This is a genomic window from Streptomyces sp. NBC_01275 (assembly GCF_026340655.1).
Lineage (GTDB): Bacteria > Actinomycetota > Actinomycetes > Streptomycetales > Streptomycetaceae > Streptomyces.
This window is the reverse complement of the sequence record NZ_JAPEOZ010000001.1, coordinates 9,562,629-9,585,961: the sequence shown is the minus strand read 5'-3', so window position 1 is coordinate 9,585,961 and position 23,333 is coordinate 9,562,629. Positions and strand designations below refer to the sequence as shown.

23 protein-coding genes and 3 pseudogenes are annotated in these 23,333 nt (G+C 69.1%); 12 read left to right on the top strand and 14 right to left on the bottom strand.

The features are described from left to right. Positions 1–47 precede the first annotated feature (47 nt). On the bottom strand, positions 48–2,279 hold the full coding sequence (locus OG562_RS42170) for a serine/threonine-protein kinase (RefSeq protein ID WP_266407538.1): 2,232 nt from the start codon (positions 2,277–2,279) through the stop codon (positions 48–50). A gap of 58 nt (positions 2,280–2,337) precedes the next feature. Then, a pseudogene (locus OG562_RS42165) lies at positions 2,338–3,207 on the bottom strand (oxygenase MpaB family protein). Between the two features lie 226 nt (positions 3,208–3,433). Here OG562_RS42165 and OG562_RS42160 point away from each other — a divergent pair. After that, the gene (locus OG562_RS42160; protein WP_266407536.1) at positions 3,434–4,183 is read left to right on the top strand and encodes an SDR family oxidoreductase; all 750 of its coding nucleotides are present in this window, start codon (positions 3,434–3,436) and stop codon (positions 4,181–4,183) included. 34 nt (positions 4,184–4,217) lie between these two features. Then, positions 4,218–4,595: a nuclear transport factor 2 family protein gene (locus tag OG562_RS42155; RefSeq protein WP_266407535.1), complete on the top strand. Its 378-nt coding sequence runs from the start codon at positions 4,218–4,220 to the stop codon at positions 4,593–4,595. 316 nt (positions 4,596–4,911) lie between these two features. Here the strand turns inward: OG562_RS42155 and OG562_RS42150 are convergent, their stop codons facing one another. Next, a complete protein-coding gene (locus OG562_RS42150) occupies positions 4,912–5,694 on the bottom strand; it encodes an alpha/beta hydrolase family protein (RefSeq protein WP_266407534.1) in 783 nt (260 codons plus the stop codon). A gap of 154 nt (positions 5,695–5,848) precedes the next feature. Next, positions 5,849–5,989: an alpha/beta fold hydrolase gene (locus tag OG562_RS42145; protein WP_266407531.1), complete on the bottom strand. Its 141-nt coding sequence runs from the start codon at positions 5,987–5,989 to the stop codon at positions 5,849–5,851. A 132-nt stretch (positions 5,990–6,121) separates the two neighbouring features. Here OG562_RS42145 and OG562_RS42140 point away from each other — a divergent pair, with 132 nt between their 5' ends. Then, positions 6,122–6,961 (top strand): helix-turn-helix transcriptional regulator, encoded by an 840-nt coding sequence (locus OG562_RS42140; RefSeq protein WP_266407528.1) that lies wholly within the window; start codon positions 6,122–6,124, stop codon positions 6,959–6,961. 256 nt (positions 6,962–7,217) lie between these two features. After that, the gene (locus OG562_RS42135; protein ID WP_266407526.1) at positions 7,218–7,817 is read left to right on the top strand and encodes a TetR/AcrR family transcriptional regulator; all 600 of its coding nucleotides are present in this window, start codon (positions 7,218–7,220) and stop codon (positions 7,815–7,817) included. 78 nt (positions 7,818–7,895) lie between these two features. On the opposite strand, the gene OG562_RS42130 is transcribed toward OG562_RS42135, so the two are convergent. Next, positions 7,896–8,258, bottom strand: coding sequence for a helix-turn-helix domain-containing protein (locus OG562_RS42130; protein WP_266407523.1), 363 nt, complete (start codon positions 8,256–8,258; stop codon positions 7,896–7,898). Positions 8,259–8,391: 133 nt separating this feature from the next. On the opposite strand from OG562_RS42130, the gene OG562_RS42125 reads away from it, so the two are divergent. Continuing rightward, positions 8,392–9,042 carry an FMN-dependent NADH-azoreductase gene (locus OG562_RS42125; protein WP_266407521.1) on the top strand — a complete coding sequence of 217 codons (651 nt, stop codon included), beginning with the start codon at positions 8,392–8,394 and terminating at the stop codon, positions 9,040–9,042. A gap of 95 nt (positions 9,043–9,137) precedes the next feature. Here the strand turns inward: OG562_RS42125 and OG562_RS42120 are convergent, their stop codons facing one another. From OG562_RS42120 to OG562_RS42105, 4 genes and pseudogenes are all read right to left on the bottom strand, one after another. Then, positions 9,138–9,614: a hypothetical protein gene (locus tag OG562_RS42120; RefSeq protein ID WP_266407517.1), complete on the bottom strand. Its 477-nt coding sequence runs from the start codon at positions 9,612–9,614 to the stop codon at positions 9,138–9,140. 335 nt (positions 9,615–9,949) lie between these two features. After that, on the bottom strand, positions 9,950–10,156 hold the full coding sequence (locus tag OG562_RS42115; RefSeq protein ID WP_266407515.1) for a hypothetical protein: 207 nt from the start codon (positions 10,154–10,156) through the stop codon (positions 9,950–9,952). 402 nt (positions 10,157–10,558) lie between these two features. Then, positions 10,559–10,690, bottom strand: a pseudogene (locus OG562_RS42110) (transcriptional regulator); the annotation flags it as partial. Positions 10,691–10,795: 105 nt separating this feature from the next. Then, positions 10,796–11,647, bottom strand: a complete 852-nt coding sequence (locus OG562_RS42105) for an SDR family oxidoreductase (RefSeq protein WP_266407513.1) — start codon at positions 11,645–11,647, stop codon at positions 10,796–10,798. Positions 11,648–11,748: 101 nt separating this feature from the next. Here OG562_RS42105 and OG562_RS42100 point away from each other — a divergent pair, with 101 nt between their 5' ends. After that, positions 11,749–12,324: a TetR/AcrR family transcriptional regulator gene (locus tag OG562_RS42100; protein ID WP_266407510.1), complete on the top strand. Its 576-nt coding sequence runs from the start codon at positions 11,749–11,751 to the stop codon at positions 12,322–12,324. Positions 12,325–12,535: 211 nt separating this feature from the next. Here OG562_RS42100 and OG562_RS42095 read toward each other — a convergent pair whose 3' ends face one another. The 4 genes and pseudogenes from OG562_RS42095 to OG562_RS42080 all read right to left on the bottom strand — a co-directional run bounded on the left by OG562_RS42095 (position 12,536) and on the right by OG562_RS42080 (position 15,711). Further along, complete coding sequence (locus OG562_RS42095; RefSeq protein ID WP_266407507.1) at positions 12,536–13,414, bottom strand: NAD(P)H-binding protein; 879 nt, start codon at positions 13,412–13,414, stop codon at positions 12,536–12,538. A gap of 147 nt (positions 13,415–13,561) precedes the next feature. After that, positions 13,562–13,772 (bottom strand): annotated as a pseudogene (locus tag OG562_RS42090) (hypothetical protein); the annotation flags it as partial. Positions 13,773–13,931: 159 nt separating this feature from the next. Beyond that, entirely contained in the window at positions 13,932–14,819 is an 888-nt protein-coding gene (locus OG562_RS42085) for a hypothetical protein (protein WP_266407505.1), read from the bottom strand. Positions 14,820–14,967: 148 nt separating this feature from the next. Continuing rightward, on the bottom strand, positions 14,968–15,711 hold the full coding sequence (locus tag OG562_RS42080) for a 2OG-Fe(II) oxygenase (RefSeq protein ID WP_266407503.1): 744 nt from the start codon (positions 15,709–15,711) through the stop codon (positions 14,968–14,970). Positions 15,712–16,183: 472 nt separating this feature from the next. On the opposite strand from OG562_RS42080, the gene OG562_RS42075 reads away from it, so the two are divergent. After that, a complete protein-coding gene (locus tag OG562_RS42075) occupies positions 16,184–16,516 on the top strand; it encodes a hypothetical protein (RefSeq protein WP_266407501.1) in 333 nt (110 codons plus the stop codon). A 133-nt stretch (positions 16,517–16,649) separates the two neighbouring features. Here the strand turns inward: OG562_RS42075 and OG562_RS42070 are convergent. Beyond that, positions 16,650–17,449, bottom strand: a protein-coding gene (locus OG562_RS42070; protein WP_266409819.1) for an IS5 family transposase whose coding sequence is annotated in 2 segments (ribosomal slippage) — positions 16,650–17,110 and positions 17,110–17,449 — 801 coding nt in all. Because the reading frame shifts where the segments join, the coding sequence is not laid out codon by codon here. 298 nt (positions 17,450–17,747) lie between these two features. Between OG562_RS42070 and OG562_RS42065 the strand changes: the two genes are divergently transcribed. The 5 genes from OG562_RS42065 (at position 17,748) to OG562_RS42045 (ending at position 23,221) form a co-directional block, all read left to right on the top strand. Then, positions 17,748–18,638, top strand: a complete 891-nt coding sequence (locus OG562_RS42065) for a DUF6192 family protein (protein WP_266407499.1) — start codon at positions 17,748–17,750, stop codon at positions 18,636–18,638. Between the two features lie 191 nt (positions 18,639–18,829). Continuing rightward, positions 18,830–19,756, top strand: coding sequence for an IS5 family transposase (locus OG562_RS42060; RefSeq protein WP_266407497.1), 927 nt, complete (start codon positions 18,830–18,832; stop codon positions 19,754–19,756). Between the two features lie 148 nt (positions 19,757–19,904). Further along, entirely contained in the window at positions 19,905–20,678 is a 774-nt protein-coding gene (locus OG562_RS42055; RefSeq protein WP_266407494.1) for an NYN domain-containing protein, read from the top strand. A 314-nt stretch (positions 20,679–20,992) separates the two neighbouring features. Continuing rightward, complete coding sequence (locus OG562_RS42050; protein ID WP_266404929.1) at positions 20,993–22,438, top strand: NF041680 family putative transposase; 1,446 nt, start codon at positions 20,993–20,995, stop codon at positions 22,436–22,438. 327 nt (positions 22,439–22,765) lie between these two features. Continuing rightward, on the top strand, positions 22,766–23,221 hold the full coding sequence (locus OG562_RS42045; protein ID WP_266407491.1) for a hypothetical protein: 456 nt from the start codon (positions 22,766–22,768) through the stop codon (positions 23,219–23,221). Positions 23,222–23,333: the final 112 nt, after the last annotated feature.

Here is a 23,333-nt window from a genome sequence, read left to right as displayed (position 1 = left end):
CACCGGCCGTCCGTACCCGGAGCTGGGCTGGGACTGATGCGGTCGGGCTACGCCCCGCCGGCGGCCCGTCCTTGTCGCAGGGCCGCCACCCGCCGGTACAGCGCGACCGCCTCCGGGCCCCGCCCGAGCCGTTCCAGGCAGTGGGCCTCGTCGCCTCGGGCGGCGAGGGTGTCGGGGTGGTCGGGGCCCAGCATGCGCTCGCGGGCCTCGGCCACCCGGCGGTACTCCGTGCGGGCGTCCGCCCAGCGGCCCAGCCAGCCCAGGCCGACGGCGACCTCGCGGCGGCTGACGAGGGTGTCGGGATGGTCGGGGCCCAGGACCCGCTCGCGGATCGCGCACACGTCCCGGGACTCGGCGAGGGCCTCCTCCCAGCGGCCCAGCCGGCCGAGGTTGACGCCGAGGCCGTGGCGGGCGCGCAGCGTCTCGGGGTCGGCGCCGCCGTGCACGCGGGTGCGGTCCTCGACGAGATCGCGGTAGAGGCGGAGCGCCTCCGTGCTGCGGCCGAGGCGGCCCAGGCTGATGCCGGTCTCGTAGCGGGCGGCGAGGGTGTCGGGGTGGTCCGGGCCGAGGGCGCGGGCGCGGGCCTCGGCGACCTCGCGGTAGGCCTGGAGAGCTTCCGGCCAGCGGCCCAACTGGCCCAGGGCGTAGGCCACTTCGCAGCGGGTGACGAGCGTGTCCGGGTGTTCCCCGCCCAGCACGCGGGTCCGGGCGACGGCCACCTCGCACGCCATCCGGTAGGACTCCTCCAGGCGGCCGAGCCTGCTGAGGTTGAAGGCGAGGTTGTGGCGGCAGCGCAGGGTGTCGGGATGGTCGGGGCCGGCCGTGCCCTCCCGGGCGGCGAGGACCGAGGCGTACACCTGGTGAGCGTCGAGGTGACGGCCCAGCCGGCCCAGGACGTAGGCCGTCTCCTGGCGGGTGGCGAGGGTGTCCGGGTGGTCGGCGCCCAGGACCCGGATGCGGGCCGCGGCCACCTGCTGGTACTCGCGCAGGGCGTCGGCGGCGCGGCCGGTCCGGCTGAGGGTGAAGGCGACCTCGTAGCGGCTGGCGAGGGTGTCGGGGTGGTCCGGGCCGAGCAGATGCGCGCGTTCGGCGGCGACCGCGCGGTGCACCTCTCCGGCCTCGGTCCAGCGGCCGAGCCGCCCGAGACTCAGGCCGGCGTTGTGGCGTCCGGCGAGCGCGGCGAGCGTCCGCGGGGACGGGGCGTCCGGTGCGGGCGGCGCGGGGACGGCGCCGAGGACGGGCCGGGGGATCCACTCGCCGGTCAGCGCCGCCCCGGCGTCCGGGGGCGTGGCCGGCAGTCCGGCGCCGGTCGCCTTGTGGCCGGTGGTCATGGACCGGGTCCAGTCCGGCAGGCGCCGCTCGCGCACGGCGGAGGCGGCCGGCCGCGGCTCGGGCCGGTCCGTCACCGGCGTCGGCACGTACGCCGCGGCGGTACGGCCCGCGGTGATCCGGCGCCCCACCTCCCGTGCGTCGGGCGGGCGTTGTCCGGGCTCTTTGGCGAGCAGGTCCAGGATGATCCGGTCGAGGTAGTCGGGCAGGTCGGTGCGGTGCTCGCGGGCCGGCCGGGGCGCGGTGTCGCGGTGGCCGACGAGGATCGCCCAGGGGTCGCCGAGGTCGAACGGCGGTGCCCCGGTGGCGAGTTCGTAGAGCACGCAGCCCAGTGAGTACAGGTCGCTGCGCTGGTCGACCTCGTCGCCGCCGATCTGCTCCGGGGACATGTAGTGCGGGGTGCCCAGCGCGACGCCGGTGCCGGTGAGGCGGGAGGTGAAGCCGATGTCGTGGCCGAGCCTGGCGATGCCGAAGTCGCAGATCTTCACGGTGCCGTCGGTCAGCCGCACGATGTTCGCCGGTTTCAGGTCGCGGTGCACGATGCCCTGCCGGTGGGTGTAGGCGAGGGCGGCGGCGACCTGGTCGGCGATCTCCTCGACGTCGGGCACGGGCAGCGGGCGGCGTGCGTTGTCGTCGAGGAGTCGGCACAGGTCGCGGCCGTCCAGGAGCTCCATCACCAGGAAGAGGACGCCGTCGGACTCGCCGAAGTCATGCACGACGGTCACCCCGCGGTGCTGGAGCGCGGCGGCCACCCGGGCCTCGCGCCGGAACCGTTCGCGCAGCACGCGCGCGAAGGCCGGATCGTGGTGCGAGCCGAGGGGTTTGAGGCACTTCACGGCGACCTGCCGGCCGAGGGACTCGTCACGTGCGCTCCACACCTCGCCCATGCCGCCGCGCCCGATCAGCTCCAACAGCCGGTATCGGCCCTGGATCAGCCTGGTCTCCGCCATAGTGCGCCGCCGCCCCCGTACCTGTCCGGCCCTCCCCTGGCTCGTCCAGTATGGCGGTCTATAGCCCGACTTTGTATGGTGCCGGGCGGGCGTCCGGGCCGAGTCTCGCCATGGCCCGCAGGATGTGTTTGGGCGGGAGTTGCCAGCGCACCCGTGCGGGAACACAGCGCAGCAGGGTGCCCGTGGCGCGCAACTCGCGGGTGACGGCTGCGGGTCGCGGCGCCCGTCTGCCGTACAGCTCGTGGGCGTACGGCGGCAGGGAGGCGTACGCCAGGTGCGCCACGCGCTGCCACAGCAGGGCGCGCGCCGGAACGAGCAGGGGTGCGTCGGCGGGCAGAGCAGGAAGCCGTCCACCTCGCGCGCTTCTTCTCCCACGGCGAGTTCGGGCCGCACCTTCTCGAAGTAGGCCGCCATGTCGGCTCTGTTGGCGGGTACGGCGTCGGGGCCGAGGCCGACCAGGCGGGCGCTGACCCGGTGTTCGGCCAGGTAGCGGTCGGCGGCCGTCGGTGAGGGGGTAGCCGGAGCGGTGCAGGACGTGCAGGTAGGAGTCGATCTCGGCGCAGTGCACCCACAGCAGCAGCCCGGGTTCGTCGACGCCGTACCGCTCCCCGGTGTCCGGGTCGGTCGCGGACAGCATGCGGTGGATCTTCCGGACCCGGGCGCCGGCCCTCTCTGCGGCCTCGCTCGTCCCGTACGTGGTCGTGCCGACGAAGCTCACCGTGCGCATCAGCCGGCCCCAGGCGTCGCGCCGGAAGTCGGAGTTCTGCGTGACGCCGCGCACCGCGCGCGGGTGCAGCGCCTGGAGGTAGAGCGCGCGGATTCCGGCGATCCACATCATGGGGTCGCCGTACAGCTGCCAGGTGACGGAGTCCGGGCCGAACAGCCCGGGGTCACCCACGGCGACGTGGTCCGTCCGGCCGTCCGTCATACCGGCAGTCTGACAAGGACCGTCAGTTGGCGCCAGGAAACGTTCGTTGCCTCGATCGCTACGGGGGCCTGCGGACCGCGCGTCGCCTCGGGCACAGCCGGCCCCCACCAGACAGGGACCGCCGATCCATGGATAAACCTTCCTCTCCCGCCCCTGCGCGGGTGCTCCTACGGTCGATACCGCGGGCGCTCACCGGCCCGCCGTAACGAAGGAGAGAGACCCCCCCATGAAGATGACCGGCAACACGATCCTGATCACCGGCGGCACCTCGGGCATCGGCCGCGGACTCGCCGTACGCCTGCACGAGGCGGGCAACAAGGTGATCGTCGCCGGCCGACGCAAGGAGCTCCTCGACGAGATCACGGCCGAGCACCCGGGCATCGACGCGCTCGTCCTCGACGTCGCCGACCCCGACTCGATCGCCCGGGCCCGAGAGACCCTGGCGGCGAGTCACCCGGAGCTGAACGTCCTGGTCAACAACGCCGGCATCATGCTGCGGGAGAACCTCCTCGACCCGGCCGACCTTCAGATCGCCGAGGACCACGTCACGGTCAACCTGCTCGGCGCGATCCGGGTGACGTACGCCTTCCTCCCCCTCCTGATCGGCAAGGACGACGCGGCCGTCATGAACATCACCTCCGCGCTGGCCTTCGTCCCGCTGCCGATCACCCCCACCTACAACGCGACCAAGGCCGCCCTGCGCTCCTTCTCCGAGAGCCTGCGTGTCCAGCTCGCCGGAGCCGACGCCGGCGTCCAGGTCATCGAGGTGGCCCCGCCCGGCGTGCGCACGACCCTGCTGGGCCAGGAGGACAGCGAGGCGGCCATGCCGCTGGACGACTTCCTCGACGAGACCCTCGACCTTCTGCGCGAGCAGCCCGACGCCAAGGAACTCGTCGTCGAGCGCGCCAAGTTCGTCCGTTACGCGGAGGCCAACGGCGCATACGACCAGGTCCTCGCCATGCTCAGCGGCGCCTGAACCTGTTCGTGACGCACAGAAGGGAAGCGACGACGTGAAGCCCACGAACGAGGACACCGTCGAAATAGCACGGGTGCTGGCCCTGTGGGGCCACATCATGGACGATCACGAGCTGGACCGCCTCGGCGAAGTCCTCACCGAAGACGCGGTGTGGGACGCGAGCGCCTTCGGCCTCGAACCGGCCGTCGGACTGGAAGCGGTCACCGCCGTCCTGGGGGCCGAGGGGCACGCGCGCGCTCATCACACGACGAACATCGTCGTGTCGGAGGGCCCGGGCGACGAGGCGCGGGTCCGGTCCAAGGGCCTGGGCGTCGTGGACGGCGGCACCGTCATCAGCGCCGTGTACACGGACGAACTGCGGCGCACCGCCGACGGCTGGCGCATTTCCCAGCGGGTCATACGCCTGAACTGACCATCGGGGTCGTCTGCCGCGGCCCCGATCCGGAGCCCTGGCTCCTTCCGCGCGCAGGCCGACGGCCCGTACGACGACGGCCCGGCCGTTCTCGGCGGCGTCGTCCTAGCGGGTTGGCGGGCTCGCTTCCCGCCGCCCCGGGGACGGCGGACGTCGTCCCAGCAGCCCTGCCGGCCAAGGTCCGGGACCACTCACTCCGTGGTCCCGGACCTTGCTGCCGTGGGCGGACAACGTGGTGCGTTCCGGCTCGGCACAGCCGCGCCCGGCCGTGATCAGACGCCGTCGACGGCTGCGCGATGCCGGTTCCCGGCAGTCGCTACCGAACCGGGGAGACCAGTCCCTTCGCGAAGTCGAGCTGTTCCTTGTGGAAGGCCGCGCCGACATAGTGGTGATCGATGTTGTGGCCACCGCCCAGGATGCGCCGAGCAGTCACCGAGGGTGCAGCGGTGAAGGCCTTCCCGAAGGCGGCGACCGATTCGTCGCTGCTGTGCCAGAACCCTTCATGCTCGGCCAGCCCGTAGTGGACGGGTACCTCGATCCTCGCGGCGACCGCTGCGAAATCCGTGCCCCACCGACCCGCCACCTCCACCAACTCCGCTAGGGGAACCGGCGATTCGGCGTGCTTCGCGATGTCGAGCACCGCCGGATCGTACGTGTCCTCAGGTCCGTACATGAACCGCAGGAGGTGCTCACGGCTGAACTCGATCGAGCTGGCCGGCGGCTGGGACCTCAACGCGTCGTTCGACCGCTGCGACCTGTCATGGATTCCGGTGACGGAGACACCGAGGAGCGGCCAGGTACGGTCGCCGGCTGCCAGGTGCAGCGTGATCGCACCGCCTATCGAGTGTCCGACGAGGACGACTCCAGGGGCGTTCGAGAGGTGCCGGCGCCAGAGTTCGGCGATGGCCTCCTGGAGCACCTGGGCGTTTCGGCGGAACGAGATCTCCCCCTTCAGAGCGGTGCTGCCGCCCTGGCCCGGACGGTCGAGGGACACCACTGGAAAGCCTTCGCGCCGCGCGGCGTCCATCAGCGAATAACCGGCCACGTCGAAGTACGACGCGTTGTAACCGCCCCCGGGAAGGCAGACCAGCAACGGCATTCCGGGACGGCCTGGTTCCCCTATGCCGGTGATCCGGGTGTCCCCCAGGTCGAGTGTGATGCTGTGCGCAGTCATGAATGGTTTCCTTCGGTGGTGCGGTCTGCTTGTCGCTCCCGGAATACGTGCCGGGCCACGCGCTTTCGCCATGGCCGCGTTATGTGAGGGCCAGGACGTGATAGTGCTCGGCGAGGAAGCTCGCGATCTCGTCCCAGTCCCGCGCGTCGTACAGGAGACCGTGCAGCAGAACGACTGGCGGCGCATCCGGATCGCCCGCCTCGCGATAGTGGAAAGCCAATTGCGAAATCTCGATGCTGTGAGCGCCCTCGGAGCCGACCGTATGAGCGTCTCCGCGCGGGCGGGAGAGGACTGCTCATCCAGGGATTGGCGGTCTCTGGATAGCCGGGCGGGATTCGGCGAGGATGGGGGCATGGACAAGAAGGAACTGGCGGAATTCCTGCGCCGGCGGCGTGAGATGTTGCGCCCCCGCGACGTCGGAATGGTCGAGGGGCCGCGCAGGCGTACGCAGGGGCTGCGCCGCGAGGAGGTCGCTCAGCTCGCCGGCATGTCCACCGACTACTACGCCCGCCTGGAACAGCAGCGTGCCCCGCAGCCCTCCATCCAGATCACCACGGCCCTCGCCCGGGCCCTGCGGCTGACCCTGGACGAGCGCGACCACCTCTTCGTCCTCATCGGCCACAACGCCCCGGCCCGCCTCCAGCGCTCCGAGCACGTCAGCCCGACCCTGATGCGGGTCCTGGACCGCCTGGACGACTCCCCGGCCCTGGTCCTGACCGACATGGCCGACACCCTCGCGATGAACCCGCTGGCCATCGCCCTGCTCGGTGACCAGACCCGCCGCACCGGCCTGGCCCGCAGCGCCTACTACCGCTGGTTCATGGACCCCGCCGAGCGTCTGGTCTACCCCGAGGAAGACCACGCACACCACAGCCGCACCCAGGCAGCCCGTCTGCGGGTCGCGCTGACAGCCGGCAGCGACACCCCCCGGGCCGCTCGCATCCTTGCCGAACTCCAGGAACACAGCCCCGAGTTCGTCCGCGCGTGGGAACTCCAGGAAGTCGCCCAGCGCTACGACGAGAGCAAGACCATCGTCCATCCCGAACTCGGCCGCATCGAGGTCGACGGCCAGGTCCTCTTCACCGAGAACCGCGCCCAGACCCTGGTGGTGCTGACTACCCGCCCCGGCACGGAGAGCCACAGCAAGCTGGAACTCCTCTCCGTCATAGGGCACCAGCAGCTCACTTCCTGACGTCCTGGACCCGGGGGGGGCCGCTCCGGCGCAGGTTCGACATGTCGGAGGAGTGCGCCCCGCGGCGCTTCGAGGTGCAGGGCGTGCCCGTTTCACTCGTCGTGGACACTCCCACCGTCGAGTGCCGACTGAACACCTCCCCCTTCGACCTGTGCACAGCCCGCCCCCTCGACCCGCCGGCGCCCCGTCCCGTCCCCGCGCACCCGGCGTGGATCGAGGACGGAAGTGTGTACGCGCAAATGACAGGAACACCCTGATGGACGCACCGGACGACACGGCCGCCGAGCGGGCCGATGCCGCCCGCAACCGTGCCCGGCTGCTGGAGGCGGCGGCCGGGCTGGTGGCCGAGCGTGGGGCCGAGCACGTGACGATGCAGGAGGTCGCGGAGGCGGCCGGGGTGGGGAAGGGCACGCTCTTCCGCCGGTTCGGCGACCGCGACGGGCTCCTGCTCGCCCTCCTCGGTGAGGCGGAGGCCGAGTTCCATACGGCCTACACCGAGGGTCCCCCGCCGTTGGGGCCGGGCGCACCCGCGAGGGACCGGCTGGAGGCGTTCGGCTGTGCGCTGATCGAACGCATCGCCGCCGACGCGGACCTGGGCGCCGCGCTGGGACGCCAGGTGCTCCACGAGCGTCGCCACGCCTCCGACACCGGCCGTGCGTTCCACCAGCACGTCTCGACTCTCCTGCGAGAGAGCGGAGTTGACGGGGACTGCGACATGCTCGCCCACGCCCTGCTCGCCTTCGTGAACTTCGAGACGACGGACTACCTGCACGCCGGGTGCGGGTTCCCCGTCGGACGCCTCCAGGCCACGTGGGTGGACCTGGTGCGGCGGATGGTCCGAGCCGACGGAGTGTGAACCTGAAGATCCGCATCGTCGAGAGCCTGTCCGACGACTCCGCGGGCCGGAGGGCGGTCCCCCACGTGCGGCGGTTGCTCAGCAGGCGGCCGGGGCTGCGCTCCGATCCACCTCCGGGAGATGCCTCTCCGCCCAGGCGGCCAGTTCCTTGAGAGCCGGCTCAAGCGCCCCGCCGGCTTCCGTCAAGCGGTACGAGACGCGCAGCGGCGGCCCCTCGTCCACCTCGCGCACGACCAGCCCTGCCGCGCCCAGCTCGGTCAGCCGGTCCGAGAGCATGCGCTCGCTGATGCCCGGGATGGCGCGGTGCAGGTCGGCGAAGTGCACGGGGTGCTCCATCAGGACGGCCACGATCGGGCCGGTCCAGCGCTTTCCGAGCAGCGCGAAGACGCGCGTGATCGCGCCGTCGACCGTCTTGCAGGGCTCTGCGACCGGTTCAGTCATGCCTGAAGTCTACTGTGAGACCTGTAGCAGGTGAGAAAAAGTAAGCCCCTATGCTATCAATAGGAACGCACGGAATTACAGCTCGTCTCTTCCGGGCGTCCCTGTCGCATACCGCTTTCCTTGGAGACCCCTCATGGCAACGCTGCTGCACCTGGACTCGGCCCTGTGGCCGGAGCACAACTCCGCCTCCCGCGCGGTCACGGCCGCCTTCCGTCAGGCATGGGAGGCGCAGCACCCCGACGGCACGGTGATCTATCGGGACCTCAACGCCGAACCGGTGCCGCACCTGGACACGCTCACCGCCTCCGCGGCCTTCACCGACCCCGCCGAACACACCCCGGAGCAGGCGGCCGCGTTCGCCGAACAGCTCAAGCTGGTCGAGGAGCTGGAGAGCGCGGACGCCGTGCTCATCGGCGCACCGATGTACAACTTCACGATTCCCTCCACGCTGAAGGCGTGGATCGACCAGGTGATACTCGTGGGCCGTACCGCGCTCGTCGAGGAGTCCGCGGTCAAGGGCACCCCGGTGTACATCGTGGCGAGCCGTGGCGGCTCCTACGCCCCCGGCACCCCCCGCGAACCCTTCGAGTACGTGCAGAACTACCTGGAGGGAGTCCTCACCGAGATGATGGGCGTGAAGGTCGACTTCATCGTCCCCGAGCTCACGCTGGCACACTCCAACCCGGCCATGGCCGAGCTGATCCCGCTCGCCGACGCGTCCAAGGCCAGGGCCCTCGAGGACGCGACCAGCAAGGGCAAGCACGCAGCCCTCAAGGCTTCCTGACTCCCTGCGGCGTCCAGGGCGACTCACCTGGACCACCCTGCGGACCGGGGCTCCCTTCGGGGGCCCCGGTTGTGTGCTGACGGGCGGGGGAATGGTCAGAGACCGGGCGACTGACCGTTCACGATCGCGCTGACGGTCTCGTCGTACGCCGTGAGAACACCGAGGAATCCGGTCCTGCCCCACAGGGCCAGCCCCAGAGCGGCAACGAACACGGCCGTCACGTGCACGGCCCCCAGGGGGTCCCTGCCCGGCAGCGCGCTCAGTGCCGACGGGTCCCCGCGGGCCCATGCCCGCGCCGCCTCGGCAATCGCGAACTCGTAGTGGGGCGGGGCCGCGGCGGCGACCTCGTCGGCATGTCCGACCAGTTGGCCGGCCGTCCAGCGCTCGCCGGTCACCTCGATGATGCTGACGGTGGAGCGCAGCAGGCCGCTCAGAACGGCGTACATCTCCCTCCACGCGACTACGTCCAGACCGGCCAGCGCATCCCGCACCGCGATGGCGTCGCGGTGCGCGTAGCCGCGGACGACGTCCACCGCGCGGTAGCCGGGGGATTTCTGCGCTCCGTCGCTCATGCGGTTGACACTAGGTTCCGGCCGACGGGGCGGGAATCGGTCTCCCGGCCCAACGCGTCTCGGAACAAAGCACTAGGACCAATGACCCGCCCCCCCCCTGAGCCCGGGATGATCCGGGCCGTCGGGCTTGCCGTAGGTCACCCCATGTCCGTTCCGCACGCCGAACGCCGATGCGCCGGATCGGGTCGTCACGCAGGCGGCGCGTCACTGACGTCGGAAGACCGGGGCACCACTACGACGATCGGGCCGACGCTGCAAACCGTACGCCGCGAGCGCCTCGTCCAGCACAGCCAGCTGGCGCTCCGGCGGCCAGGCGTCATGGTGCTCCACCGCCGTCAGGACCAGACCGTCGGCCAGCTCGGCTCCTGCTCGCGTTGGGCGATGAGGACTATGCGGCCCTTCTCCGCCGCCCACTCGTCCTCGGCCAGCGGGAGCATCCAGCGCAGCAGGATCCGCAGTCGCGCCGGCGCGTCCGCGTCTTCTTCGAGCGCCGCGAGTTCGGTGTCGTAGCTCTCGAGCATCTCGGCCACGACGGCGCGCATCAGCTCCGGGCGCGCCGGAAGGAAGTGCGTGACGAGGACGTCCCGACGGCGCCCTCATCACCGGCATCCTGACCGATCCGGCCTCCACCGAGGTCCACCTGTGCGGGTCCGCCTCGTTCGTGGCCGACATGAGGGCGGCCCTCCAGGCGGCGGGAGTGCCGGCGAAATCGATCCGGCACGACGCCTTCCACTCGCCGAGGACCGTGGACGTCACCCCCCGGCCGGCACCGCACGACGGACCGTTCCAGGTGACCTATCGTCATCGGGATCCACCGACAAGTGGACTCCCGAGGCAGGAACACTCCTCGAACTGGCGCAGTCCCAGGGACTGACGCTCCCCGCCGGTTGCCGGCATCGCCGGGCCAGGGCATACGGCCTTCGACACCCACGTGGAGATGTGCGCGCGAGGACCGCCACTTCCTCGCGGCGAAGACCTGGTGTGCGGCGTCGCGGTCCGGAGGGGAGGCCGACGTCCTGCGGGCAGAGCCGCTCGCGGCGGCTGCGGAGGAACGCCCCGAGTTCCTGTTTGTCCATACGCCCAGGTGAGACGACGTGCCGGACTTCCGGACGTCGCAGTTGCGGAGATGCGTAAGCCGTAAGGGCGGCGAGATTTCCTGACGGGTCGTGCCGGTGGGCGGATCAGTGGGTGAAGGCGACAGATTCAGCGAGATCCTTCTGGGTCTCGAGCGCGGTGAGACGTTCGGTGAGTGCCGCGTGGATTGCGCTATAGGTGTCGGAGCCGAGAGTCAGGCGCAGCGGCGGGCTCGGGTGGCGGGTGGTGTCGTAGATGGCGGCGGCGAGTTTGGCCGGGTCGCCGGTGAAGACGCTCTCGTCTGCGGTTTCCAGGTAGTGCCGGGTCTGACCGACGGCATTGTCGCGGTAGACGGTCGTTTCGGTGGTGTATTGCAGCGCCGAAGCGAAGCCCGTGCGGGTGGCGCCGGGCTCGACCAGAGTGAGGTGAATGTTGAAGTCGCAGACCTCGCGGCTGACGCTCTCGGTGAAGCCCTCCAGCCCCCACTTGCCCGCGTGATAGGAGCTGTGAGTGGGGATGCCGACCTGGCCGCCCACGCTGGAGATCTGGATGATCCGGCCACCGCCCTGCTCACGCATCGGCTGCAGGAAAGCACGGGTGATCACCATCGGCGCGAGCAGGAGGACCTCGATCTGGTCGCGAATCTGCTCGACGGTCATTTCCTCGGCGGCGCCCACAACCGCGTATCCGGCATTGTTGACCACAATGTCCACCGGCCCGGACCGGAGAGTCCTGCCGACCACCTCGTCCACGTCGGCCGGCCGCGTGAGGTCGAGGATCTCGACGGTCAGCCGGTCGCCGTACGTCTCGCGCAGGTCTTCCAGAGCCGCCGGGCGGCGGACCGTCGCCGTAACGCGGTCGCCGGTGCGGAGGGCGTGCTCGGTGAGATGGCGGCCCAGCCCACCGGAGGCTCCGGTGACGAACCAGTGACGTGAGGCCTTGCCGGAGGGAGCGGGCATGGGAGTCTCCTGAAGTAGAGTGGTACCGGAACTCGTTCCGCTTAAAGTTAAGCGGAACGGATTCCGGAAAGCAATTGGAGACCGACACCGAAGGAACCCGTATGCCCGCCACGCCCCGCCGCACCAGGAGTGACGCGCTGCAGAACCGGGAGCGCCTGCTGGAGGTCGCCGCGCAGGCCTTCGCCGAGCAGGGGCTGGACACCGCGCCCGCCGCCATCGCCAAGCAGGCGGGCGTCGGTGTCGGCACGCTCTACCGGCACTTCCCGACTCGGGAAGTCCTCATCGACGCCGCCTACCGACGCCAACTCACCCAGGTGTGCGAGAAGGTGAACGACCTTCTCAGCCAGCACCCGGCCGCCGAGGCCACCCGGATGTGGATGGAACACTTCATCCACTACGCCACGGCAAAGAGCGGAATGTCCGAAGCCCTCAACGCGGTCATCGCCTCCGGCATCGATCCATACTCCGACAGCCGCGCACTCCTCACCGACGCCGTCGCCACCCTCCTCACGGCCGGCGCCTCAGACGGAAGCCTGCGAACGGACGTCGCCCCGGACAATGTCCTGCTCCTCATGGGCGGCATCGCCTACTCCGTGCAGCACGGCACCAAAGAGCAAGCCCGTCCGCTCGTCGACCTCTTCATGGACGCGCTGACCAAGGACTCGACCGCGAGCTGAGCCCAAGCTCCCGGACCGGCACGCCAACGCGAGCGCAGCCACGGTCAATTCACCGAGTGGCCCTGTCGGCACTCACGAGGTTCTGGACACATGCCGCGCACCGAGCTCCGAGCGCATTCCGTCAGGAGTTCTCAGAAGCTGTATCAGATCCGGTGATCTGTGACGTTCTGTGACCGGTGGACGGTCGGTGATGCCGGTGTGACGGAGTGCTTCAATTGGCCGATTCGGCAGTGTCCGGCTGTCTCGCCTGTGCCGATAGGACGTCGCGGAGAGCGAGGGGGAGGCGGCCGGTCAGCCGGGTGTAGTCGTCGCAGACTCGATCCCAGCGCTGCTCGCGCACCGAGGCGAACATGGACGAGAAGGCGTAGAGCCACCAGGGGTCCAGGCCGGTCGCCGCTGTCTCGGCGCAGTAGGTGCCAGTGGGGATGTCCACGTAGGCGACAGGCGTCTGCCACGCCCCCGCCGTGACTGAGGCGATGCCTGCCAGGTCCGCCGACTCGGGTCCGGTGATGTCATGGTGACGCCCGGTCGGCTCGCCTACCGCGAGCGCGACGAGAGCGCGGGCCACATCGTCGCGAGCCACCAGAGAGATCCGGCCGTCCGCAGCCGGGAGCCGCAGCAGTCCGGTCGCGCGCGCCCTGGTGAGCCAGTCTTGGAAGAACTCGATGTACAGCGAAGCCCTGGCGAACGAGCACGGGACACCGGAGGCCAGGAGCAGATCCTCGGTGAGCCGGTTGACCACCGCGTAGCAGAACGGGGACGCCGTGTCGGCGTCGACGCTGCTCAGCGCCGCGACATGGCTGACGCGCTCGGCCGCCACGGCGGCGACGACGTTGCGGTGGTGCAGCAGCATCCGTGCATCGGGCCCGTCACTGGAGACGAAGACCAGGGTGTCCACACCCTTCAGCGCGGCGCGCAGAGCGGGCGGATCGGTGTAGTCGGCGACGGCGACCTTCACCTGCGGCGGCAATGCCGCGGTAGGCAGCTTCCGCCTGGTCATCGCTACGACGTCCACGCCGTCCCGGCCCGCGAGCAACTGCACCACCCGCCCGCCCAGGTGGCCCGCTGCCCCGGTCACCGCGATGCGCATCGTTGCCCCCGTCGCCTCATCAGTGGACGAGCGTCACACTATCCGACGCCTGCCGGCTCTCTGCGAAGTCCTATGGGCACAGGTGAGGGAGCTGGACGCTGACAAGCGCCAACAGCAACGCCCAGGGGGCAATTAGAGGTCATCTCATTTGGCGAGTCTGCGGTAGCAGATGAGGGTGCGGGGGCCGGGCTGGTGAAGGCGAGGAAGCGTTCGGCCTTGCGTTCGTCGCGGCGGTGGAGTCGGCGGTAGCCGGCGAGCCAGGCCATGGTCGTTCTATGGTCCAGCGGTGGCGTCCGAGCCGCTGCGAGGACTCGATTCCCCTGCGGGCGATGCGGTGGCGGATGCCGCGCTGGCGCAACCTCGCGGGCGCACCTTCTGGTGCTGCCGTACATCCTCGCCCGGGCCGCGACCGGCAGTCAGGCCGGAGGCGGACCGGGCCGCGGCCGGTACTCGGCACCTCGGTGCAGGGTGACTGCCGACGGCCCGCCACGTGGTCATGGACGGAGCGCGGGCCCGGTCAGAACACGTCGGTGGTCCACAGGAGGTGCATATCCCATGCGATGTCCAGGGATTCCTTCGCTCCCTGATACCACGCACGTTGCGCGGTGTCGTCCGGCACGGTGTGAAGGGCCGCGAGCACATCGGCCGGCATCCATGCTCCACCCCAGTGGCCCAGCCAGGTCCCAGGCGTCTCGGCGGGTTCCGGGGTCCGCGGTATGGCGTAGCCCTCGCTCCGGAGAATCTCCAGAGCGGTATCCCGTTGATTCCTCATCAGATGCTGCGGGGAGAAGATCCCGTAGGCATCCAGACTGATTCTGTTCCCGTTCAGGTAGGCCTCCCATGCCGCCTCCGCCGTGGGCTGATCGCGCCAATCGACCACGGGGATCTCCACGGAGGGCCGCGCCGCCCACGGGCCGCCGCCGGTACTCGCGCGCACCTCCTGCGGTGCGGATCCCACCACGCCGAATGCGAGCTCGTGGCACGGGACAGGGAGCTCGATGCTCTGTCCCGTCCCGCTGTCCCAGCTGGTCGTCATTCCCGCCGCGATCCGGACGATGTACTCGCCATCGTCAAGCCCCTCATGCGCGTCGAACAGAGCGCCCTCGCGTGTCTCGGCCGGCACGCCGTCCCAGTTGAAGAACCTCCGGATCGGAGGGCCCCCCGTCGCAGAAGCGATCTCGAAGTCGTAGTTGCCCGGGCTGCCCAGGTCGCGGCCGAGTGCGTAGGACGAAACCCGACAGGCAATACCGTCTTCCACCACGTACGTCTTCCGGGCCAGACCGCAGGTGATGAACTTGCGACCCTCAGACGTAGGAACTCTCACCTCCAAGCGCGTCTGCATCAGGTGCAGGCCGTCCTGAGACACCGTCTCCACCCAGTCGGTGTGGATCCTCCCGTTGGTCATGCTGCCCTCCCTGCCGTTCGGTGCGAGTGGATTCGATGCCCGGCCGCGGGCAGGGCCCGATGCCGCCCGGCCCGGAGGTGGGCGATCACGGCGTGCCGGACGTCGGTCTCCGGGGTGAGGGACAACGCGACGGTGGCCTTGCCGCTGCTCAAGGCACATCTACGGGCTCGTAGAGCACGTCGGTTCTGAGTATTGTTTTCGTACCCTCAAGAAGCGGGGCCGAGTCGTGAAGCGTCCGATGCCAGAAGAGGAGCGCATCGCCCGGTTCGGGGTGGTGGGCACTCAATATTTCCTCAGGCTTCGCGAGCCGCGGCCAGTCAGAGAAGTCACGTTGCGCAAAGGGAAGATCGTTCTGCTTATCGGCGATGAACCGCGTTTCTCCGCCCACGGCCTCATAAGACAGGTAGACGACGACCGTCAGAAGAGTGCGCCTTCCGTCGGGGGCGAAATAGGGCGAATCGTAGTGCGGGACAATGAATCCGCCGTGTTCGTACGTGATGAAGCGCATACGCGGATTGACGGCCGCCGGCCTCCAGGGCCTTCCGTCCGAATCCGTCGGATCGTCCGATCCCACTTCAAGCGATAGAAGCGTCCGCAGCCTGCGGTAGAATTCTGCCGCCAGGGATGTGGATTCGGCCGTGGCGCGGAGATGAGCGACCGGATCTCCCTCTGCATAGTTGGCGGCAATGCCGTCTCGGCCCACCGGGGCAAAGCGCTGGGCGGCCAGTTCGGTCGCGAACGCCTCCACTTCGGCCGGAGTGAGGAAATGGCGAATCACCTTGGCGTTGGCCTTTGGGATCTCCGATTCGATCGGGGTCCATGAGTCATCGGCAGATATTCGGCTCAGCGCTTCTTCGGAGAGCTCAAAGGGATTTACCGGCATTTCGAACATGATCACTTCTCCGTGCTGAGGCCGTCGTCGATCCCAACGTGGCCGTGGGCCCCACAGCCCGGAACGGCCGCGGGCAGCGCATCGAGGTGGATGGCGGGACCGCGGGCCACGTACTTGTGCGCTTCGAGTCCGTGGAGGGACTCGAAGCCCCTGGAGTCATTGCCTGCAGGGAGCGGGGACCACCGGGCGATTATCGTCACGATGACGATATTAGGTCGGGGTGAGCCCACAAAGCAAGCAGGACGTACCCAACGCGGCGGAGAGGGCCGGGAGACGGGGCGGGGACCGGCTCAGGGGACTACCGAGGCGAGGTAGTCCCACGCGGCGCTGGGCTGCTCCGTACCGCAGCGGCTGACGCCATCGAGGGCGTCGACCTTGCCGGGCACCGACCAGGTGCGAGTTCCCTCCGCGGGCGCCCTTCGCGCGCTAGGGTCGTAATGCCCGCAGGGCCACGGGAGTTGAAAGAGGCGGCATGCTGGACGAGTTGGTATCGGCGGCAGCGGCGGCGGGCGGATCTGCAGTGGTCCAGGCAGCGGGGACTGACCTGTGGAACGGTTTTCGGGGCCGGGTCGCCGAGTGGTTCGGGCGTGGGGACGCGGTGCGGGAGAGCCGTGAGCTGGAGCGGCTGGACCGCAGCGCGTCCGAACTGTCGACGGCCGGCCAGGACGAGGTGGAACGGCTCCGGGTGCGGCACGAGGCCGTCTGGCAGAGCCGGATCGAGACCCTGCTGGAGGACCTGGACGGGGTCGAGCGCGACCAGGCGGTGGCGGAGCTCGGCAAACTCATGGCCCAGGCCCGCCCATAGCCCGGCCCCGCGGACGCCGGCCCCGCCGAAGTGTCCGGCAACACGTGCAACGGCCCCGCCGCCTTCCAGATCGGCGGCGAGCAGCACGTCCACTTCACTTCCGGCTCCCAACCTCCATACTGTAGGAATCATCTCATTTGGCCAGCCGGCGGTAGCAGATGAGGGTGCAGGCAAGGCTGGTGAAGGCGAGGAAGTGCTCGGCTTTGCGTTCGTAGCGGCGGTGGAGTCGTCGGCAGCCGGCGAGCCAGGACATGGTCCTTTCGACGACCCATCGGTCGCGGCCGAGCCGTTGTGAGGACTCGATGCCTCTGCGGGCGATGCGGTGTTTGATACCGCGTCCGCGTAACCATCGTCGCAGGTGGGCATAGTCGTAGCCCTTGTCCGCGTGGAGCTTGCCGGGCTTGCGTCGCCGGCGTCCACGACGGGAACGGATGGGCGGTATGCCGCGGACAAGGGGCTTGAGGGCCTGGCTGTCGTGCAGGTTGGCGCCCGAGATTGCGACGGACAGGGGCAGACCGGTCCGCTCGGTGATCAAGTGGATCTTCGAGCCGTACTTACCCCGATCGACAAGATTCGGACCTGTCAGATCCCCCTTTTCAAGGCCCTCATGTTCACCGAGTCGATCGCGCAGCGGGCCCAATCGAGCTCGCCGCGGGCACCGAGTTCGTCGAGGACCAGGCGGTGGAGCTTGGCCCACACCCGGGCCTTGCTCCACTCGGAGAACCGTCGGTGGGCTGTCGCCCCCGAAGGGCCGAACGACGCCGTGGGCAGCTGCTGCCAGGTACAACCCGACGTGGCCACGAACACGATCGCGGCCAGTACTTCACGGTCGCAGTGCCGGCGCCGCCCACCGCCCTGAGGCCGCGACGGCGCCTCCGGCACCACCCGCTGGAACAGCACCCACAACTCGTCTGGCACCAGCCGCTCAACGATCCCCACCACGACCAACAGCCCACCCGCGAACACCAAATGAGATGACTTCTTAGGCACTCAAGGGCCAACTGGAGCGCTCGGTCAGCGCGCCGCGAGACGCAATGAGAGGCCAGATTCAGCCATGTTGGCTCGTTGCCTGGTGATGTTGGTGGTGCGGGGTGGACTCTGGGCGCATCGCCGGGCCGGGGTTCCGCAGCCGACGCAGGACGCCGACGCTTCGGCCCGCGCCGGATGGTGCGCCATGGCCCCAACGGTGGAGATGGTCGGGAAGGTCACGCAGAGCCGTTACGGTGAACTGGTGGCCGAGTCTCTGGACATGGCGGAGGAGGAAACCCGCCGCCAATTCGCTCTCGGGGACGTGGCTCTGGAACTGGAGCCACTTCGCGGGCACGGCGGTCACCTGCCGCTCGACGACGGTGACCAGGGTGTGGAGGAGTCGCTGCGGCGGTTCGCCGAGGAGATCGGGCTGTCCTTCTACACGGTTCGCACGCACCGGGGGGTGGCCGCGCAGTGGCCTGCCGAGCACCGGCAGGCGGGGGTCTCCTACGAGGTGCACCGGATCCTGGCCTCCGTCCCGGACAGGTTCGAGCTGATCGGGAACCCGCCGCTGAGCGAGCGCACCGGCCGGCGCCGGTGGAGTGCGGAGGTGGCCAAGAAGTTGGTGGGCTGGAAGACCGAAGAGATCCAGGTCCCGGTCACCGCCCAGGAGAAGGTCGAGGCGATCCGTGAACTGGCGCGCGATGACGAAGCGGTGGCGGCGCAGGTGGCCACCGACTTGCTGCGCCGGCCGGAGGCGGCGTTCAGGGCCACGCGCGATGCCGAGGCCCGGGAGAACGTGAACGAGGCCCAGTTCGAGCAGGCCGGCCTGGACGACGACGAGTTCGATGAGGAGTACGAGGAAGCCTGCGCCGAAGAGGGCGAGCCGTTCGAGGACCCGGCCCGCATCGTCCACGGCTGGCGGAAGTCGATGGAGTTCAACGACCTGATCGCCGTCTGTCAAGGGTTCATCGCCGGGGCCGCCCGGCTGGTCCCGAAGCTGCGGGGGCATGAGTTCACCGACACCCAGACGAAGGTGTTGGAAAATCATTTGGAGAAGATCCGCGCGACGGCCGACTGGATCGAGACCGCGGCCGCGACCGGGCAGGTCGATCTGGACGAACAGCTCGCCCAGCTGCTGCGGGGCCAGTAGTCATGGGGCGGGTCTGCCCGCCCACGTCCACGGCCAGGCGGTACGCAACGCCTTGCAGGAGGCGCGACCGGCGGGGCTGACGCTCCCACAGCTGTGCAGGGCGACCAAGCGCACACCCTCGCAGGTCTGGGCGGGTCTGCGGTGGTCTGCGGTTCCTGCGGAAGGTCGCGGTCAGGGAGGGACTCCCGCCGGTGACCTACAGCAGACGGGACGGCTTTCAGATGTCGGAGGAGAGCGAGGTCTGGATCTCCTACGAACGGGCGATCTTCCAGGCGGAACTGCACCGGACCACCAACTTCATCACCGGGATCATCGCCCCGCACGCCAAGAGTCCCCGGACGACGAATGGGTGCAAGTGGCGGGCGGTTCCCGTCGACTTCGGGATCCCCTGGCGCACGGTCTACGGGTTTTTCCAACGATGGCGGGCGAGCGGGGACCTGGCCCGCATCCATGCCGAGCTGCACCAGATGGTCCGTGTTCATGACGGCCTCAATGCCCGCACCGTCGCGGTGATCCTGGACTCCCAGTCCGTCAAGGGCGCCGAGACGGTGAGTCAGGACACCCGGGGATTTGACGGCGGGAAGCTGATCAACGGCAGGAAGCGCCACCTGGCGGTCGACATGCGCGGCATGGCTCTGACAGTCATGGTCACCAAGGCCTCGCCGCACGACAGGCTCCCCGCCCGCGACCAGCTGTTCCGCCTGCGCCTGACCCATCCCGAACTCGCCGTCGCCTGGGCGGACTCCGCCTACGGCGGAACCCTCGTCGGCTGGTCCCACTCCTTCCTCGGCATCACCCTCAAGACGGTGCCCCGCCGCAAGGACCAGGACGGCTTCGCCGTCCTCGCGAAGAGACGGCGGGTCGAGCGGGCCATCTCGTGGATCATGAGAGCCAGGAGAAACGTACGCGACTACGAACGGCTCATCTCCCACAGCGAGGCCCACATCACCTGGACCTTCATCACCCTCATGGTCCGCCGTCTCACCAAGCCTCCCCGCCCACCCCGCACATCACCGCACCCCGTCGAACCGGTGAAAACGGACGGCAAGCCCAAGCCCATATGCATCCGGATGCAGCAGCCACAGACGATCCGCCTGACCCCCAGAGCCTTGTCCTAGGGTGCGAATGCAAGTAGTCGAGGCACAGGAAGCCCAGGTGAAATCGATTTTGCTGGGTTTCCCTGCTCCGCAGGGCGTTCGGCTTGGCGGGGCTTGGGCTCGGTGACTCCCCGCGGCTGCGCGGCCGTCTGCGCTACGGTCGATTACCGTGGAGAACACTGCGAAACTGGCCGTACTGATCGACGCCGACAACGCCAAGCCCTCGGCCCTGGAAGAGCTGCTGGCGGAGGTCGCCAAGTATGGAACCGCCCACGTCAAGCGTGCCTACGGCGACTGGACCGGAACACATCTGAAGGGATGGAAGGACCAACTGCTCGCCCAGTCCATCCAGCCGATCCAGCAGTTCGCCTACACCACCGGCAAGAACGCCACCGACTCCGCCATGGTCATCGACGCCATGGACCTGCTCTACACGGGGCGCTTCGAAGGGTTCTGCATCGTCTCCAGCGACAGCGACTTCACCCGTCTCGCGGCACGTATCCGCGAGTCCGGCCTGACCGTCTACGGATTCGGCGAACGAAAGACCCCCAAGCCGTTCGTCGCCGCATGCGACAAGTTCATCTACATCGAGAACCTCACGAGCGCCACCACCCCGGCCGAGGCAAAGCCGGCCGCGCGGGCCACAGCGGTCAAGCTGAAGGGCGACACCACGCTGGTCAACCTGCTCCGCCATGCAGTGGAGGCGGCCTCCGACGACGACGGCTGGGCCCACCTCGCGAACGTCGGCCACATCATCACCAAGCAGCGCTCCGACTTCGACTCCCGCACATACGGTTACACCAAGCTCAGTGACCTTCTCGCCGCCACCTCTCTGTTCGAGCTGGACCGCCGCGCTCCCGGCGGCGGAAAGGCAACCGTCATCTACGCCCGCGACAAGCGCCACACCGGCAACAGTCCTAAGCAGGCCATGCCAGAGGGCTGATTTCGGCGCTGCGGGACGCTGACCAGTGAGACGTTCGAGCCTGACGCCGGCGTCCTGGAGCTGCCCCGAGAGGGGCAGCGGGGCCAACATGGCCGATTCCGGCGCCTGCTGCGACCCGCGGCACCGGATCCATCGACCGGCACCCGCCACAGAACGTCACAGATCACCGGATCTGACACAGCTTCTCAGCTTGGCGTTTAACGTTGCAGGTCACCCGACCTGCTGATCTGCGGTTCTTTCCGGGACAGCGGAGGCGGCCGTTCTCCACGCTTCGAGATGTCGAGTCACGAAGTACAAGAGAACGGCCGCTGTGTATGAGTCTGTCTGCTGATGCGCCCGCGGGTGAGGCGTTGGACGTGTTGTCCCGCTTTCGGGTCGAGTTCTACGAATGCCTCTACGCTCGCGCGGATGCGCTCTTCGAGCTCACTGACGCGGTGCTGTGCGCGGACGGGCCGGTGAAGACGCTGGTCGAGCTGTCGCTGGCGGTCGAGCACCGGCGCGGGCACGGTGCGCTGTACGCGGCTTTGGACCGCGGTTGGCTGGAGCCGACGCGCCTACGTCGCACGCTGGCCGGCCTGCCGCTGCCGAAGGCGGCCGACGGGCGGATCGTGTTGGCCGTGGACGTGAGCAACTGGCTCCGTCCTGATGCCCCGACCAGCGACGATCGGCTGTTCTGCCACGTCTACGGACGTGGTGACCGCAAGACGGACCAGTTCGTGCCGGGCTGGCCGTACTCCTTCGTTGCCGCGCTGGAGTCCGGCCGCACCTCCTGGGTCGCGCTGCTGGACGCCGTGCGCCTGGGACCCGCCGACGACGCGACGCTCGTCACTGCCGCCCAACTGCGCGATGTCGTTCAGCGGTTGACGCAGGCCGGGCACTGGCGGCCGGGCGACCCGGAGATCCTCATCGTGATGGATGCCGGCTACGACGTCGCCTACCTCACCCACGCCTTGGCCGACCTGCCGGTGATGCTGCTCGGGCGCCTGCGCTCGGACCGGGTCATGCTCCGCGACCCGGGCCCGACCCGTTCCGGCCCGAAGGGCGGGCGACCCCGTCGGCACGGCGGTGTCCTTACTTTCGCCAAGCCTGACAGCTGGCACGAGCCCGACGTCACCACAGTCACGGACACCACCCGCTACGGCAAGGCCGAGACGATCGCCTGGGACCGCATGCACCCCAGGCTCACCCACCGCGGCCCGTGGCTGAACCACGCCAAAGAGGAACTGCCCATCCTGCACGGCATGTTGATCCGCCTCCAGGTCGAGCGCCTGCCGGGCGACCGCGACCCGAAACCGGTCTGGCTGTGGTGCTCCGCCAACGCCGCAACACCGGCGGACGTGGACCGCTGGTGGCAGTCCTTTCTCCGCAGATTCGACCTGGAGCACACCTTCAGACTCCTGAAGCAGACCCTCGGCTGGACGGCACCGAAGGTCCGCCACGCCGACAGCGCCGATCTGTGGACCTGGCTCATCATCGCCGCCCACACCCAGCTCCGCCTCGCCCGCCCACTCACCGAGGACCTGCGCCGCCCCTGGGAGCGACCCGCCGCACCCCGCCGCCTCACCCCCGCCCGCGTCCGCCGGGGGTTTCGCAACGTCCGCGCGACGGCGGCCCGTCCGTCGGCCGCACCGAAACCGTCCAAGCCGGGACCGGGACGGCCTCCCGGCTCGAAGAACAGGCAGCGGGCCACACGTCACGACGTCGGCAAGACGGTCAAACGTGCTGAATCGATCAAGGAACACCAAGCCCGCCGAGGATAAACGCCAAGCTCAGCGCACGTGAGCCGGCCACGCTGGCAGCCGTCGGCGACGGCTGAAAAGTGGACCGGTAGCGACGATCACGCGAATCCACCGCGGCGTAGCCACTTCTCGGTGTGCAGGCAAGACCAACGAAGTGTGGACCAAGCGCCAACGACAGCCGCGCAGGACCTGGCAATCTTGATCACGCCCAGTCGCCGGTGACGGCGACAGTCGGTGCGCAGCTGTCAGGACTGACGGGAGTGGACTTGCGGACAAGGCAGATGATCACCGCTTCGCTACGGTCACCTTCAGCAGCGCACCAGCTACACATACGTCAGGAGAAGACACATGAAGTTTCGTCAGACCGTTCGCGCCGCGGGCATAGTGACCGCTGGGCTGCTGGGTGTGGCGGCCGCCGCCGCGCCGGCGAGCGCTGCCACCGTCAACTGGAAGGTACTCGATCCGAACATCGGCATGCTCTGCTCGCCGGCTATCTCGCACGTCACCTACCCCGGCGTGCATTTCCAGGGATGCGTGGTGGTCAACGCGAACTACGACGCTCAAATCGTCATGGTCGTCATCAACCAGGGCCCGAAGGCCGTCAATATCGGCGGCTGGACCTCGTCCCAGTTCGGCAGCAACGTGACCTGCGCCGACTCTGTCCTGAACCCGAACATCGAGGTGGCCTGCTTCGGCCCGACCGTCCACATTCCCGCGGACGGCGTCAAGTACGACAACTCGGTGCACCTCACGGTGAACGGCTCGACCAAGATCGCACCGGCGCCCAGCGTCACCCACAACTGAGTCTGAACCAAGCTTGAGGTTCGACCCAGCGGATTCGAACATCTCTGACCGGCGCTTTCAGGCGCGCTCAACACACCCACGGCAGAGTCGAATCGGACGGAAACGCCCAGTC